Annotated in this window: 15 protein-coding genes; 6 read left to right on the forward strand and 9 right to left on the reverse strand. The window is 68.4% G+C overall.

Translation table 11 applies throughout. The features are described 5' to 3' along the window. Position 1 precedes the first annotated feature (1 nt). Positions 2-568, forward strand: a complete 567-nt coding sequence (gene hsaB, locus OQ789_RS00860) for a 3-hydroxy-9,10-secoandrosta-1,3,5(10)-triene-9,17-dione monooxygenase reductase subunit (protein ID WP_324682787.1) — start codon at positions 2-4, stop codon at positions 566-568. Positions 569-580: 12 nt separating this feature from the next. On the opposite strand, the gene OQ789_RS00865 is transcribed toward hsaB, so the two are convergent. Then, positions 581-1,075, reverse strand: a complete 495-nt coding sequence (locus OQ789_RS00865; protein WP_324682789.1) for a hypothetical protein — start codon at positions 1,073-1,075, stop codon at positions 581-583. A 100-nt stretch (positions 1,076-1,175) separates the two neighbouring features. Next, positions 1,176-1,619: an SgcJ/EcaC family oxidoreductase gene (locus OQ789_RS00870; protein WP_324682791.1), complete on the reverse strand. Its 444-nt coding sequence runs from the start codon at positions 1,617-1,619 to the stop codon at positions 1,176-1,178. Between the two features lie 36 nt (positions 1,620-1,655). Here OQ789_RS00870 and OQ789_RS00875 point away from each other — a divergent pair, with 36 nt between their 5' ends. Further along, entirely contained in the window at positions 1,656-2,486 is an 831-nt protein-coding gene (locus OQ789_RS00875) for an arylamine N-acetyltransferase (protein ID WP_324682792.1), read from the forward strand. Between the two features lie 18 nt (positions 2,487-2,504). Here OQ789_RS00875 and OQ789_RS00880 read toward each other — a convergent pair whose 3' ends face one another. The 5 genes from OQ789_RS00880 to fadD3 form a co-directional block, all read right to left on the reverse strand. After that, positions 2,505-3,671: a pyridoxal phosphate-dependent aminotransferase gene (locus tag OQ789_RS00880; RefSeq protein WP_324682793.1), complete on the reverse strand. Its 1,167-nt coding sequence runs from the start codon at positions 3,669-3,671 to the stop codon at positions 2,505-2,507. Further along, positions 3,668-4,618: an acyl-CoA dehydrogenase family protein gene (locus OQ789_RS00885; protein WP_324682795.1), complete on the reverse strand. Its 951-nt coding sequence runs from the start codon at positions 4,616-4,618 to the stop codon at positions 3,668-3,670. The genes OQ789_RS00880 and OQ789_RS00885 overlap by 4 nt, the downstream gene beginning before the upstream one ends. Positions 4,619-4,718: 100 nt before the next feature. Next, entirely contained in the window at positions 4,719-5,663 is a 945-nt protein-coding gene (locus tag OQ789_RS00890; protein ID WP_324682797.1) for an acyl-CoA dehydrogenase family protein, read from the reverse strand. Beyond that, a complete protein-coding gene (locus tag OQ789_RS00895) occupies positions 5,660-6,805 on the reverse strand; it encodes an acyl-CoA dehydrogenase family protein (RefSeq protein WP_324682799.1) in 1,146 nt (381 codons plus the stop codon). The genes OQ789_RS00890 and OQ789_RS00895 overlap by 4 nt, the downstream gene beginning before the upstream one ends. After that, a complete protein-coding gene (gene fadD3 / locus OQ789_RS00900; RefSeq protein WP_324682801.1) occupies positions 6,805-8,340 on the reverse strand; it encodes a 3-((3aS,4S,7aS)-7a-methyl-1,5-dioxo-octahydro-1H-inden-4-yl)propanoate--CoA ligase FadD3 in 1,536 nt (511 codons plus the stop codon). The genes OQ789_RS00895 and fadD3 overlap by 1 nt, the downstream gene beginning before the upstream one ends. Positions 8,341-8,458: 118 nt before the next feature. Between fadD3 and ipdE1 the strand changes: the two genes are divergently transcribed. From ipdE1 to fadA6, 4 genes are all read left to right on the forward strand, one after another. Further along, a complete protein-coding gene (gene ipdE1 / locus OQ789_RS00905; protein WP_324682802.1) occupies positions 8,459-9,607 on the forward strand; it encodes an acyl-CoA dehydrogenase IpdE1 in 1,149 nt (382 codons plus the stop codon). Continuing rightward, positions 9,604-10,392: a (5R,7aS)-5-hydroxy-7a-methyl-1-oxo-2,3,5,6,7,7a-hexahydro-1H-indene-carboxyl-CoA reductase gene (gene ipdF / locus OQ789_RS00910; RefSeq protein WP_324682803.1), complete on the forward strand. Its 789-nt coding sequence runs from the start codon at positions 9,604-9,606 to the stop codon at positions 10,390-10,392. Before ipdE1 ends, ipdF begins: the two co-directional genes overlap by 4 nt. A gap of 350 nt (positions 10,393-10,742) precedes the next feature. Next, the gene (kstR2, locus tag OQ789_RS00915; protein WP_324682805.1) at positions 10,743-11,345 is read left to right on the forward strand and encodes a TetR family transcriptional regulator KstR2; all 603 of its coding nucleotides are present in this window, start codon (positions 10,743-10,745) and stop codon (positions 11,343-11,345) included. 3 nt (positions 11,346-11,348) lie between these two features. Then, positions 11,349-12,509, forward strand: coding sequence for a steroid 3-ketoacyl-CoA thiolase FadA6 (gene fadA6, locus OQ789_RS00920; RefSeq protein WP_324682806.1), 1,161 nt, complete (start codon positions 11,349-11,351; stop codon positions 12,507-12,509). A 154-nt stretch (positions 12,510-12,663) separates the two neighbouring features. On the opposite strand, the gene OQ789_RS00925 is transcribed toward fadA6, so the two are convergent. Together OQ789_RS00925 and OQ789_RS00930 are read right to left on the reverse strand one after the other, a co-directional pair. Beyond that, positions 12,664-13,401, reverse strand: a complete 738-nt coding sequence (locus OQ789_RS00925) for a hypothetical protein (protein WP_324682808.1) — start codon at positions 13,399-13,401, stop codon at positions 12,664-12,666. Then, positions 13,398-14,045 (reverse strand): SatD family protein, encoded by a 648-nt coding sequence (locus OQ789_RS00930; protein ID WP_324682810.1) that lies wholly within the window; start codon positions 14,043-14,045, stop codon positions 13,398-13,400. Before OQ789_RS00930 ends, OQ789_RS00925 begins: the two co-directional genes overlap by 4 nt. Positions 14,046-14,159: the final 114 nt, after the last annotated feature.

Consider the following 14,159-nt stretch of genomic DNA (forward strand, 5'->3'; position numbering starts at 1 on the left):
GTTGTCCGCCGCGCCGATCGACCCGCGCACGTTCCGCAGCGTGCTCGGTCAGTTCTGCACCGGGATCACCATCATCACCACCGTGCGCGACGACGTCCCGGTCGGCTTCGCCTGCCAGTCCTTCGCGGCGCTGTCGCTCGATCCGCCGCTGGTGCTGTTCTGCCCCACGAAGGTGTCGCGGTCGTGGCAGGCCATCGAGGCCAGCGGCCGGTTCTGCGTCAACATGCTCACCGAGCAGCAAAAGCACGTCTCGGCCCGCTTCGGCTCCAAAGAGCCCGACAAGTTCGCCGGGATCGACTGGCACCCTTCCGAGCTCGGTTCCCCGATCATCGACGGTTCGCTGGCCTACATCGACTGCACGGTCGCGTCCGCGCACGACGGCGGCGACCATTTCGTGGTTTTCGGTGCGGTGCAATCGCTTTCGGAGGCACCCAAGATCAAGCCGCGGCCGCTGCTGTTTTATCGCGGGGAATACACCGGCATCGAGCCGGACAAGACGACCCCGGCGCAATGGCGCGACGACCTGGAAGCATTCCTGACCACCACCACGCAGGACACCTGGCTGTAGCGGCGCGGTCGCCTAAGTCGATGCGGTGCGATGCTTTTCGGCGTCGCGGTAGTTGCCCGGCATGTCCTCGGTGGGCGAGTTGTCCGCGATGGGCTGCTCCTGGCTCCACGCTGCGTCGCGGTCGGCGGCGGCTTCGCCTGCGGTCCCGTCCCTTTCGGCCTTCACACTCGGGTCGAGCTTGTCGGCACGCCTCGACTGCTCGTCCAGTTGTTCGCGCGACGACGCGGCTTCGGTCTGGTGCGCCGAGGCCCGGTCCTGCAGCCGGGCGGCCTCGGCCGCCTTGGCCTCGGCTTCGGCCTGCGCGGCACGGGCTTTCGCGGCCGTCTCCGCGGCCAGCGCCTCGCGACGCTCGACCTTGGCCGTGTCCAGCTTGACCTGTTCGCGAATCTTGTCGGCCTCCTGCTGCCGGCGGCGCCTCTTCGCGGCGCGCGCGGCCAGGGCAAGGGCGACGATCACGAGGACGGCCACGATCGCGGCGATCACAATCCATGTGGTGTTGGTGCTCATCTTGGGCTCCGATTCGACGATGTATGGCGGTGCTGGCGCCCGTCTCAACCGGAATCCCCATATTCGACAGAAATAAAACGAGATCGGTACCGGCCCGCCCCTAGCGCGCGTAGGTGGTCTCGGTGTTGGCGTCTTGGAACATTTCCGAGACGATGAGCCAGGAGCCATCGCTTTGCCGTTGCAGAGCACGCAACGAGAAATTGTCCCGATCAAGGGTCCCGCCGCCGACCAGCCCCTGCCCCTTGACCTGGAGGTGCGCGGATACCAGCACGACTTCCGGCGTCAGCACCTTGAAGCTGGCTTCCGGGGACCCGGCGAGTTCGCCGCGGTTGAAATTGCCGTCGGCGAAGAGCCCTCGGAGGTACTCGACGATGTCGTCGCGGCCGCGCTTGACGGTCCCGAACGCGTTGACCCAGTCGGCGTCCTCGGCGTACACGTGCCGGAGGGGCTCGGCGTCGCGGTCGTCGAACGCCTTCAACAGGGTCAGCAGCGTGCGACCGATCGCTTCCTGGTCGGCGGCCGGCAGCGCCGAGAAGTCGGTCATGCAAGAGAATGCTAGGGCGTCGGCAAGAATGACGATATGGCTTTGGACCTGACCGGATACTTCGAGCGCGTCGGTTACGCGGGGCCCGTCGAACCGACGCGCGACGTTCTGCAGCGGCTCATAACCGCCCACACCGGCTCGATCCCCTTCGAGAACCTCGATCCGCTGATGGGCGTCCCGGTCGACGACCTGAGCCCGGAAGCGCTGACCGACAAGCTGGTCCACCGGCGGCGCGGGGGCTACTGCTACGAGCAGAACGGGCTGATGGGGTACGTGCTGACCGAAATCGGGTATCGGGTGCGGCGGTTGGCCGGCCGCGTGGTCTGGATGATGCCTCCCGGCACGCCGCCGGGCGCCCAGACACACACCGCGCTGGCGGTGACGTTCCCGGGCTCCCAGGGCTCGTTCCTGGTCGACGTCGGCTTCGGTGGCCAGACCCTGACCTCGCCCATCCGCTTACAGACGGGCAACGCCCAGCAGACCACGCACGAGCCGTATCGGCTCAACGATCGCGGCGACGGCCTGATCCTGGAGGCCCTGGTGCGGGGCGAGTGGCAACCGCTGTACATACTCGGCACCCGGACCGTGCCGCAGATCGATCTGAGGGTGGGCAGCTGGTACGTGTCCACGCACCCGTCGTCGATCTTCGTGACCGGCCTGATGGTCGCGTTGACCACCGACGACGCCCGCTACAACCTGGCCGGCCGGGACCTGACCATCCACCGCGCCGACGGCAGCGAGAAAATTCGCCTCGACGATGCCGCAGCGGTTGTCGATGCGCTCGGTCAGCGGTTCGGCATCGACGTCGCCGACCTGGGTGACCGCGGTGCGCTCGAGGCGCGCATCGCGGCGGTGCTCAAAGATTAAGCGCCAGGCGAGCTTTCGCTAGCGCGCCGACAACCATGGCCCGAGCCTTCGCAGCGCTTCCTCGATGTCGTTCGTCGGCCCCGCAAACGACAGCCGCACGAACGAATTCCCCCGCGCGGTGTCGAAGTCTATACCGGGCGCAATGGCGACACCTTTGTCTTCCAACAGCTTTGAACAGAACTCGATGGAGTTGTCGGTGAACTGCGAGACGTCGGCATAGACGTAGAAGGCGCCGTCTGCCGGGGCCAGGCGCTCGATACCGATGCCGCGCAGCCCGTCCAGCAGCAGCGCGCGGTTGTTAGCGTAGTGGTGCAGGTGGCCGTCGGCCTCGGCGGTGGCCTCCGGGGTGAACGCCGCTACCGCGGCGAGTTGGGAAAGCACGGGCGGGCAGATGGTGAAGTTCCCGGTCAGGCGGTCCACCGCCCGGCGCAGCGCGGCCGGCACCAGCAGCCAGCCCAGTCGCCAGCCCGTCATCGCGTAGTACTTCGAAAAGCTGTTGACCACCACGGCATTTCGCGACGTCTGCCACGCGCAGCTGGTCTGCGGCGCACCGTCGTAGACCAGACCGTGGTAGACCTCGTCGCTGACCAACCGGGCCCCCGACGCATCACACCAGCCCGCGATGGCGGCCAGCTCGGCCGGGTCGATGATCGTGCCCGTGGGGTTCGCGGGGCTTGCCACGATGACACCCTGCACGCCAGGGTCGAGTTCGGCGAGTATCTGCGCGGTCGGCTGGAAGCGGGTCTGCGGGCCGCAGGGGATTTCTACGACCTCACATCCCAACGCCGACAGGATGTTTCGGTAGCACGGATAGCCCGGGCTGGCCAGCGCAACCCGGTCGCCGACGTCGAAGCAGGCCAGGAAGGTGAGCAGGAAGCCGCCCGAGGAGCCGGTGGTGATCACCACCTCGTCGGCGTCCACGTCGAGCCCGTGCCGGCGTCGGTAGTCCGTGGCGATCGCGGCGCGCAGCTCGGGGATGCCCAGCGCCACCGTGTATCCCAGCGTGTCGGCGCGCACGGCCGCGGCCGCCGCCACCCGCACCGGCTCGGGCGCACCCACGCTGGGCTGGCCCGCCGACAGGTTGACCACGTCGCCGTGGCTGCGCTGGCGTTCCGCGGCCGCCAGCCAGACATCCATCACATAAAACGGCGGGATGCCGGCACGCAGCGAAACACGGTCGGTCACGGCGTCTCGAGTACCTCGGATTCCAGTCGCTTGAGCACTTCTTGCGAAGTATCCAGCAGGTGCGCGCTGCCGTGGGCGCGTTTGAAGTACAGGTGCATGTCATGCTCCCAGGTGATCGCGATGCCGCCGTGCAGCTGAATGCCCTCAGCGGCCACCGCGTTCAGCGCCTCGGTGGCGGCCAGCCGGGCGGTGGCGGCGTTGGTGGGAGTCAGGTTGTCGCACGCCTCGTCGACGACGGCCTTTGCGGCGGCGACACTGACATACAGGTCGGCCATCCGATGCTTGAGGGCCTGGAAGCTGCCGATGGGCCGGCCGAATTGCACACGGTCCTTGCTGTATTCGACCGTCAGTTCCAGGCAGCGTTCGGCGGCGCCGACCTGCTCGGCGGCCAGCAGGACGGCCGCCTGGTCCGCCAGGCCCGGGTCGGCGCCGATCGGCTCGGACTCTTCGGGTTTCACCCGCGCCAGGCGGCGGGTCGGATCCATGGTGGTGACGGGCTCGGCGTCGAACTTGATCCACCGGTTCAGCCGGCCGTCCTCGACGGCGACGACGACGTCGGCGATGTCGCCGTTGATCACGTAGTCGGCGTCGAGCACCAGCGCGCCGATCGAGGTGCCCTCGGCGAGGGCTTCCAGAGACGCGGCGTCCGGCTCGGACGCGCTCAGCAGCGCCAGCTCGGCCAGTGTGGTGCCGAGCAGCGGGCATGGCACCAGCGCGCGGCCCAGTTCCCGCAAAACCACTGCGGCGTCGGCCAATTCGCCGCCCGCGCCGCCCAACTTCTCGGGCACCAGCAGGGCCGCGGCCCCGACCTGTTCGCACAGCAGCTGCCAGAGCGATTCGTCGTAGCCGCGGGCGGACTCCATGGCCTCGCGCACCGCCGCAGGCCCCGCGTGCTTGGCCACCAGGGCGGCGACGGTCTCGGCCAGCATCTGTCGTTCGTCAGTCATGGGCGCCGCTTCTCCTCATCGCTTCGCTCTGCATCGTCGCGGCGCGAGTCATGGGCGCCGCTTCTCCTCATCGCTTCGCTCTGCATCGTCGCGGCGCGAGTCACAATGCCTCCAGCACTCGCCGCCGGTGTTCCTCCGGCGTCCCCCAGGCGGACCGCAGCGCCTGCACGCGCAGCAGCAACAACGACAGGTCGTGTTCCTGGGTGAAGCCGATGGCACCGTGGGTTTGCAGCGCCGACCGCGCCGCCAGCAGCCCCGCCTCGGACGCAGCCGCCTTGGCCGCGCTGACATCGCGCGGCTCCATCGTCAGCGCGGCGCCGTACACCAGCGGCCGCGCCAGCTCGATCGCGATGTGCACATCGGCCAGCTTGTGCTTGATCGCCTGATACGAGCCGATCACCCGGCCGAACTGGGTGCGTTGCTTGGCGTAGTCGACCGCACCGTCCCGCAGCGCATCGGCCGCACCGACCAACTGCGCCGCGGTGGCCAGCGCACCGAACTCGTAGGCGCGCTTGGTATCCGCCTTCCAGCTGTCCCCGGCGGCGGTCACGTCGGAGAGCTTGCGACTGGGGTCGACGGAGTCGTGCACGTCGCCCGGGGTGGCCTCCGCGACGTCGCCCTCGCCGGCCAGCAGCACCAGCCCGGCGTTCTCGGCGTCGACCGCGAGCGGCACCCGGGGCGGCAGTGCGACCGTGGCGATCAGCTCGCCCGAAGCCAACGCGGCACCCCGGCCGCCGTGATCGTCAGAGGCGAGCAATACCGGTGCCACGGCGATGGATTCGGTCACCGGCCCCGGCACGCACCACCGCCCGAGACGCTCCATGGCGACGACGAGGTCGACCGGGTCGGCCTCGAGGCCGTCGAACTTCTCCGGCACGGCCAGGGCGGTGACGCCCAGGTTGGCCAGCTGCTCCCAGACCTTGCGGCCTGGTGCCGTGTCGCCGGCGGACCACGCGCGCACCGCGCCGGGCAGGTCCGCGGCGCCGAGCGCGGCGTCGATGCTGGCCGCGAAGTCGCGCTGCTGTTCGTCTAGCGCAAATTTCACTTCTTGCCCCCGGACTTCTCGCGCGGCAGGCCGAGCAACCGCTCGGAGATGATGTTGCGCTGAATCTCGTTGGTGCCGGCGTAGATCGGGCCACCAAGCGCGAACAGCAGGCCCTCAGTCCACCGGCTGGTGAGCTCGCCGTCGGCGGCGAGCAGGTCGAGCGCGGTCTGGTGCAACTCGACGTCGAGGTCCGACCAGAACACCTTGGTCACCGACGATTCGGCGCCCAGCTCACCGCCGAGGGCCAGCCGGGTCACCGTGCCGAAGGTCTGCAGCCGGTAGGCCTGCGCCTTGATCCAGCCGTCGGCGACCCGGTCGGCGAACGCGTCGGGTGAGCCTCTGTCCTTCCACAACGTCACCAGCCGCTCCGCGGTGGCCAGGAAACGGGCCGGGCTGCGCAGTGACATGCCGCGCTCGTTGCTCGACGTGCTCATCGCTGCGCGCCAGCCCTCGTGCGGGGTGCCGATCACGTCTTCGTCGGGCACGAACACGTCGTCGAGGAAGATCTCCCCGAAGCCGGTGTCGCCGCCTAATTGGACGATGGGTCGCACCGTCACGCCGGAGGCCTTCAGGTCGAACATGAAGTACGTCAGCCCGTTGTGGCGCTCGGCACCGGGAGTGGAACGAAACAGGCCGAATCCCCGCTCCGCGAACGGTGCCCGTGAGCTCCAGATCTTCTGCCCGGTGAGCAGCCAGCCGCCGTCGGTCTGGGTGGCGGTGGACCGTAGTGATGCCAGGTCGCTGCCGGACTCTGGCTCCGACCACGCCTGCGCCCAGATCTCTTCGCCGCTAGCCATTTTCGGCAGGATCCGGTCGCGCTGTTCCTCGGTGCCGTGCGCGAACAGGGTCGGCGCCAGCATCGAGGTGCCGTTCGCGCTGGCCCGGCCCGGCGCACCCGCCCGGAAGTATTCCTCCTCGAACACCACCCAGTGCAGCAGCGGTGCGTCACGGCCGCCGTACTTTTTCGGCCAGGTGATCACCGATAGGCCGGCGTCGAACAGCACTTTGTCCCAATGTCTGTGCTGGGCAAAGCCTTCGGCGCCGTCGTATGACTTCGTCGGGATCGAGTCGGCGTTGGCCGACAAGAACTCCCGCACCTCGGCCTGGAAGGCCAAGGTGTCTTCATCGAGTTGCAGATCCATCAGTTATGCTCTCGCAGTTGTGGTTTGACCACCTTGCCGCCGGCATTGCGCGGCAACGCGTCGACGAACCGCACCGAACGCGGTGCCTTGAAGTTCGCCAGATGCTCACGGGTGTAAGCGATCACAGATTGTTCGTCGAGCCGGGCGCCGGGCCGGGTGACCACATACGCCCGGCCCACTTCGCCGAGCCGCTCGTCGGGAACTCCGATCACCGCGGCGTCGGCGATGCCTTGCATCCGGGCCAGCACCTGCTCGACTTCGGCGGGGTAGACGTTGAACCCGCCGCAGATGTACATGTCTTTGAGCCGATCGGTGATGCGCAGGTTGCCGGCGGCGTCGACGGTGCCGATGTCCCCAGTGTGCAGCCACCCGTCGGCGTCGATGGCGGCCGCGGTGGCCTCCTGGTCCTCGAGGTAGCCCAGCATCACGTTCGGTCCGCGCAGCAACACCTCGCCCGATTCCGCGTCCGCATCGGCGTCGACGCGCAATTCGAAGTCGGCGAATGGGCGCCCGCAGGTGGTGGCCACGGTGATCGCGTCGTCGTCGGCGCGGCACATCGTTCCCATGCCGTTGGCTTCGGTCAGCCCGTAGGCGGTCAGGACGATGTCGATATCGAGTTCGGATTGCATGCGTTCGACCAGCACCACCGGCACGGTTGCGGCGCCGGTTACCGCGAACCGCAGTGAGCTCAGGTCGTAGTCGTCGCGTGCCGGGTGGTCCAGCAGGGTCTGGTAGATGGTGGGCGGGCCGGGCAGCACGGTGATGCGGTGTTGCTCGATGGCCTGCAGTGCGCGAAGCGGGTCGAAGGTCAGGTGGGGGATCAGCGTCGCGCCGGTCTGCAGGCAGGCCAGGATGCCGGCCTTGTAGCCGAAGTTGTGGAAGAACGGGTTGATGCACAGGTAACGGTCGTCACTGGTGACCTTGCCGTTGGCCGCCCATGATGCCGAGGCCGACAGCGACTGCCGGTGCGCGCACAGCACGCCTTTGCTGCGGCCGGTGGTGCCGGAGGTGAAGAGGATGTCGCTGACGTCGTCCGGGGTGACGGCGGAGGCGCGGGTGTTCACCGCGGCGAGATCGGTGCCGCGGGCCACGAACTCGTCCCAGGTGCCGTCGGCCGCCTCGATCGGTATCCGCACGATGTGGCGGAGCGCGGGCAGCCGCGCGCGGTCCAGGTCGGCGACGCGGTCGTTTGCCAGGAATCGGCCCATCGCGAACAACACGGGCGCGCCGGTGCGGGCCAGGATATCGGCGGCCTCGGCGGCGGTGTAGCGGGTGTTCAGCGGCACCATGGCCGCCCCGGCGTGGTGGATCGCCAGGCAGGCAACCACCCAATGCCAGGTGTTCGGCGACCAGACGGCCACCCGGTCGCCGGCCCGTACACCGAGGTCGATGAGCGCGGCGGCGGCCCGGCGCACCTCGTCGCGCAGTCCGGCGGCGGTGAAGGACTGTTCGTCGGTGATCAGCGCGTCGTGATCGGGGAGCCGGCCCGCGAGGTGATCCATCGCCGCGGGCACCGTGCGCGGCTCGTTGGTCATCGGAGGCTCCTGTGGCGACGCTGGCGCGTTGTGATGGCTCGATCCTCCTCGCGCCGGCCCGCGGCGCGCATCGTCACCGAGCTACAAAGCAAGTGCTTGGTAGGTTAGCCTACAGGGCATGCAGGACGTCGAGGAGTTCCGGGCGGAGGTCCGTCAGTGGCTCGCCGACAATCTGGTCGGCGAATTCGCAGCTCTCAAGGGTCTCGGCGGGCCCGGGCGCGAGCACGAGGCATTCGAAGAGCGCCGGGCGTGGAACCAGCATCTGGCGGCGGCGGGGCTGACCTGCCTGGGCTGGCCCGTCGAGCACGGCGGCCGGGGGCTGTCCACCGCGCACCGGGTCGCGTTCTACGAGGAGTACGCCAAGGCCGACGCCCCGGACAAGGTCAATCACTTCGGCGAGGAACTGCTCGGCCCGACGCTGATCGCGTTCGGGACGCCCGAGCAGCAACAGCGATTCCTGCCCAAGATCCTCGACGTCACGGAGCTGTGGTGCCAGGGCTATTCGGAGCCCGGCGCCGGCAGCGACCTGGCCAACGTGGCGACCACCGCCGAACTCGACGGCGACGAGTGGGTGATCAACGGGCAGAAGGTCTGGACGTCGCTGGCGCACTGGGCGCAGTGGTGCTTCGTGGTCGCCCGCACCGAGAAGGGCTCCAGGCGGCACGCAGGGCTGTCGTATCTGCTGGTGCCGCTCGACCAGCCCGGTGTGAAGGTGCGTCCGATCATCCAGCTGACCGGCGACTCGGAATTCAACGAGGTGTTCTTCGACGACGCCCGCACCGAGGCTCAGCTGGTGGTCGGCGAGCCGGGCGACGGCTGGCGGGTCGCCATGGGTACGCTGACCTTCGAGCGTGGTGTGTCGACGCTCGGACAGCAAATCCGTTATGCGCGTGAGCTTTCCAATCTTGCCGACGTCGCCCGGCGCACCGGCGCCGCCGACGACCCGTTCATCCGGGAGCGACTGACCCGGGCGTGGACCGGGCTGCGGGCCATGCGGTCGTATGCGCTGGCCACCATGGACGTCGAACAACCCGGGCAGGACAACGTGTCGAAGTTGTTGTGGGCCAACTGGCATCGCGATCTGGGCGAGCTGGCCATGGACGTCATCGGCAAGCCGGGACTGACGCTGGCCGACGGCGAGTTCGACGAATGGCAGCGGCTGTTCTTGTTCACCCGCGCCGACACCATATACGGCGGATCCAACGAGATCCAGCGCAACATCATCGCCGAGCGGGTACTCGGCCTGCCTCGAGAGGTTAAGGGATGAGCCTGTCCGAAGTTCCGAAAGAGATTGCCGGACACGGACTTCTGCAGGGCAAAGTGGTCGTGGTGACCGCGGCCGCGGGCACCGGCATCGGCGCGGCGACGGCGCGACGGGCGCTGGCCGAGGGTGCCGATGTGCTGATCTCGGATCACCACGACCGGCGGCTGGGGGAGACGGCCGACGAGCTCACCGCGCTGGGACGGGGCCGCGTGGAAAGCGTGTTGTGCGATGTGACGTCCACCGCGCAGGTCGATGCGCTGTTCGCGTCGGCCACCGCCCGGATGGGGCGGGTCGACGTCCTGGTCAACAACGCCGGGCTGGGCGGGCAGACGCCGGTGGTCGACATGACCGACGAGGAGTGGGACCGCGTCCTGGATGTGACGCTGACGTCGGTGTTCCGCGCCACGCGCGCGGCGCTGCGGTACTTCCGCGGCGCGCCGCACGGCGGGGTGATCGTCAACAACGCCAGCGTTCTGGGCTGGCGCGCCCAGCACTCGCAGTCGCACTATGCCGCCGCCAAGGCCGGCGTGATGGCGCTGACCCGCTGCAGCGCGATCGAGGCCGCCGAGTACGGCGTGCGGATCAACGCGGTGTCGCCGAGCATCGCTCGGCACAAATTCCTGGAGAAGACGTCCTCGTCGGAGTTGCTCGACCGGCTGTCGGCCGGCGAGGCCTTCGGCCGCGCCGCCGAGCCGTGGGAGGTGGCGGCCACCATTGCGTTCCTCGCCAGTGACTACTCCAGTTACCTCACCGGTGAGGTCATCTCGGTGTCCAGCCAGCACCCGTGAGCTGCGATATCGCCGACTGGCGCCGGCCCGTGACGTGTCTGCAATTGCCCGCCAACGCGTTTGACGCAGGTGGGAGAGTGTTGTGAGGGAAGGGCCGGGTCAGCGACCGTGGGGCGATAACCTGACTCCGGCCAGCACGCCCGGCCAGCCCCCGGGTGCCCCCTGGCAGTCCGACGCCGGCTGGCCGGGACAGTGGGGTCAAGGGGGCCAGGCATAACGCGTTCGTGTCCGGCAACGCCGACGAGTCGCAAAGCCCGCCGGCGGTCTCATCGCGCTGACCGGGCGACGGCAGCGGAACCGAAAATCGAGCCCCGGTGGCCAAGCAAGCGCTTGGTTGATACTCTGACCGGGTGGACCGAGCGCCCGGTCAGGCCAACAGCCGTCGAGACGAGCTACTGGAGCTTGCCGCAACCATGTTCGCCGAGCGTGGATTGCGCGCGACCACCGTGCGCGACATCGCCGATAGCGCCGGCATCCTGTCCGGCAGCCTGTATCACCACTTCTCCTCCAAGGAGGAGATGGTCGACGAGGTCTTGCGCAGTTTCCTGGACTGGTTGTTCACGCGCTACCGCGAGATCGTGGACAGCGAGGCCAATCCCTTGGAGCGGCTCAAGGGACTGTTCATGGCGTCGTTCGAGGCGATCGAGCACCGGCACGCGCAGGTCGTCATCTACCAGGACGAGGCACAGCGGCTGTTGTCCCAGCCCCGGTTCGCCTACATCGAGGACATGAACCGGCAACAGCGCAAGATGTGGCTCGAGCTGCTCAATCAGGGCGTCGAGGAAGGCTACTTTCGGCCCGACCTCGACGTCGACCTGATTTATCGCTTCATCCGGGACACCACGTGGGTGTCGGTGCGTTGGTACCAGCCGGGCGGGCCGCTCACCGCCGAGCAAGTCGGTCAGCAATACCTCGCCATCGTTCTTGGCGGGATCACGAAAGAAGGAGTCTGAAAGATGCCTGAGGCGTATGTCATTGACGCTGTGCGTACCGCGGTCGGCAAGCGCGGCGGATCGCTCGCCGGGGTTCACCCGGTGGACCTGGGTGCGCTGGGGTGGCGCGGGCTGCTCGACCGGATCGACGTCGATCCCGCCGCGGTCGACGACGTGATCGCCGGCTGTGTCGACGCCATCGGCGCGCAGGCGGGCAACATCGCCCGGCTCTCGTGGCTGGCCGCCGGCTATCCCGAAGAGGTGCCCGGCGTCACCGTCGACCGGCAGTGCGGTTCCAGTCAGCAAGCGATTTCCTTTGGCGCACAGGCGGTTATGTCGGGAACCGCCGACCTCATTGTCGCGGGCGGCATGCAGAACATGAGCCAGATCCCGATCTCGTCGGCCATGACGGTGGGCGAGCAGTTCGGGTTCACCTCACCGACCAACGAATCCAAGCAGTGGCTGCACCGCTACGGCGACCAGGAAATCTCGCAGTTCCGCGGTTCGGAGATGATTGCCGAGAAGTGGAACCTGTCGCGCGAGGAGATGGAACGCTACGCGCTCACCAGCCACGAACGCGCGTTCGCGGCCATTCGCGGCGGCAACTTCGACAACGAAATCCTCACGGTCGAAACGGAATCCGGGCCGTTCCGGGTCGACGAGGGGCCGCGCGAGTCGTCGCTGGAGAAGATGGCCGGGCTCAAGCCACTGGTCGAGGGTGGCCGGTTGACGGCCGCCATGGCCAGTCAGATTTCCGACGGGGCCAGCGCGGTGCTGCTGGCGTCCGAAAAGGCGGTCAAGGAGCATGGCTTGACCCCGCGCGCCCGCATCCACCACATCAGCACCCGGGGCGCCGATCCGGTGTTCATGCTGACCGGGCCCATCCCGGCGACTCGCTACGCGCTGGAGAAGTCGGGGTTGTCTATCGACGACATCGACACCGTCGAGATCAACGAGGCGTTCGCGCCGGTGGTGCTGGCCTGGCTCAAGGAGATCAAGGCGGACCCGGAGAAGGTCAACCCCAACGGCGGCGCGATCGCGCTGGGCCATCCGCTGGGCGCCACCGGGGCGAAGCTGTTCACCACCATGCTCAACACGCTGGAGCGCACCGGTGGTCGCTACGGCCTGCAGACGATGTGCGAAGGCGGCGGCACCGCCAACGTCACGATCATCGAGCGCCTGTAACTGTCACGTAGCCCAGTCTTGCGCCGAGTGTGCGTTTCCCGACGCGCAAACTGATATCCCGACGGCATGTGCAACCTCCCAGAATCTACGGATGTTGCACTGACCGTATGAATCCACCCCGCGTGCCACGTCGTGAAATGCACACTCGCGCTGGTCAAGTCGCCACAACCAGACCGATGCCGCCCAGGGCGAGCAGCCAACTCGTGAAGCTGCCGACCAGGAAGTACTCTGTCACCTCGTCGATGCCGACGCCGCCGTTGCGGTTTGTCTGAGCATTCAACTCCGGAAACCGGATGATGCCCTTGGCGGCGACGACGGCGCTGGCCGCGGCCACCTGTCCGCCGACGCCGAGGCTCAGGATCAGCAGGCGTTCCAGCGGTCCCAGCAGCCTGCCGCCTTTGAGGCGGTCCGACGGCTGCGGTTGACCGGCCGGCCGCACCGCGCCAACCGAGCCAAGCACCAAGCGCACCAACTGGTTTGCGGTGGCGAACTGGACCAGGACCACGCCGATGAGCATCAGCAGCCGGGTGGGCGCGACGTCTCCCATCGGCAGATGCACCCAGGCCGACCACCGGGCCACGGCACCGCCCGCCGGTGAGGACCAGCCCGACGCCACCGCCAGCAGCGCCAGCGCAGAGCCGAAAACGGCCAGGGGTGCGCCCTGTGCTGTGCCGCTGCGCTCGCACCGCGCGCAAAGCCATTCCCAGGCGACGACCGCCGCGGCCGCCGGCACGAGCAGCGTGATGTCCCCGGCGTGCCACAGGGCGCCGAGCACCGCGCACGCCAAGACCGCGACCGGTCCGGCCACCAGCGGTGGCCAGGCGGCGCCGGTCGCTCGCCGACAGAGGTCGGCGACCCCGAGCGCGATGAGCAAGACCGCGACGGCGCTCACGGCAGGCCCCGAAGATATTGGCTGGCAAGGACAATCAGATCCAGGCCGTCACGGCTGGCGCGTTGCGACACAGCCGACGGGCTGATGCCCTCGTCCGCGGCGAGTTCCTTTTTGGTCCGTCCCGTCATCAGCCCCCTCACAATCCGCAATGATCTCTCGTCGAGCGATCCAAGCAGATGGTCCCGACAGAGCAGGGCCGCATTGACCGCGGCGGCGTCGCCGCGTGTGTCGCCGTCGGCCCGGAACGTCGTGCGTATCAGCGTGAAGCCGGGCTGCCGCTGGGCCCGCGCGGTCTGCTCGATGGCCGCTCGCGCGGCCCACCAGCCCGGCCCGTCCTGAATCCTCGCGTCGGCGTCGAGGACGGTGACCGCGCCCCGGCCGATGCCGAAGCGGACATCGACTTCGGGGCCGACGGCCAGCCGCAGCACCAGCGCGGCGTCGATCGCGGCGCCCACGGTCGCGTAGCTGCCCTGGAACTCGTCGCCGACGGTGAACGCCGGCGGGTCGATCGCGCCGTCGGCGACCTCGCGCAGTGCGGTGCTCACGCGTCGATGCACGGCAGACCGATCGACGGCGCGCCGGGACGCGACCACGTCGCCGATCACGGTGGCCACCAGTAAAGGGCTACGCTTAACTCTCGACATATGAAGACTATAGCTTCACTCTGTAGGAATGTAGCTATTGGGTTCAATGCCGCTGCCCCTGACGGTCTGTTCGAACTCATCGCGCCCGGCGCGATCAGCCGCGCGGTGACCGGC

The sequence above is a fragment of the Mycobacterium sp. 94-17 genome (genome assembly GCF_035617725.1).
GTDB lineage: Bacteria > Actinomycetota > Actinomycetes > Mycobacteriales > Mycobacteriaceae > Mycobacterium.

Excerpts from the sequence above, each read along its gene's own strand:
- OQ789_RS00865 (WP_324682789.1), bottom strand. The coding sequence starts at position 1,075 with ATGAGCACCAACACCACATGGATTGTGATCGCCGCGATCGTGGCCGTC.
- OQ789_RS00870 (WP_324682791.1), bottom strand. The coding sequence starts at position 1,619 with ATGACCGACTTCTCGGCGCTGCCGGCCGCCGACCAGGAAGCGATCGGT.
- OQ789_RS00875 (WP_324682792.1), top strand. The coding sequence starts at position 1,656 with ATGGCTTTGGACCTGACCGGATACTTCGAGCGCGTCGGTTACGCGGGG.
- OQ789_RS00885 (WP_324682795.1), bottom strand. The coding sequence starts at position 4,618 with ATGACTGACGAACGACAGATGCTGGCCGAGACCGTCGCCGCCCTGGTG.
- OQ789_RS00895 (WP_324682799.1), bottom strand. The coding sequence starts at position 6,805 with ATGGATCTGCAACTCGATGAAGACACCTTGGCCTTCCAGGCCGAGGTG.
- fadD3 (WP_324682801.1), bottom strand. The coding sequence starts at position 8,340 with ATGACCAACGAGCCGCGCACGGTGCCCGCGGCGATGGATCACCTCGCG.
- ipdE1 (WP_324682802.1), top strand. The coding sequence starts at position 8,459 with ATGCAGGACGTCGAGGAGTTCCGGGCGGAGGTCCGTCAGTGGCTCGCC.
- ipdF (WP_324682803.1), top strand. The coding sequence starts at position 9,604 with ATGAGCCTGTCCGAAGTTCCGAAAGAGATTGCCGGACACGGACTTCTG.
- fadA6 (WP_324682806.1), top strand. The coding sequence starts at position 11,349 with ATGCCTGAGGCGTATGTCATTGACGCTGTGCGTACCGCGGTCGGCAAG.
- OQ789_RS00930 (WP_324682810.1), bottom strand. The coding sequence starts at position 14,045 with ATGTCGAGAGTTAAGCGTAGCCCTTTACTGGTGGCCACCGTGATCGGC.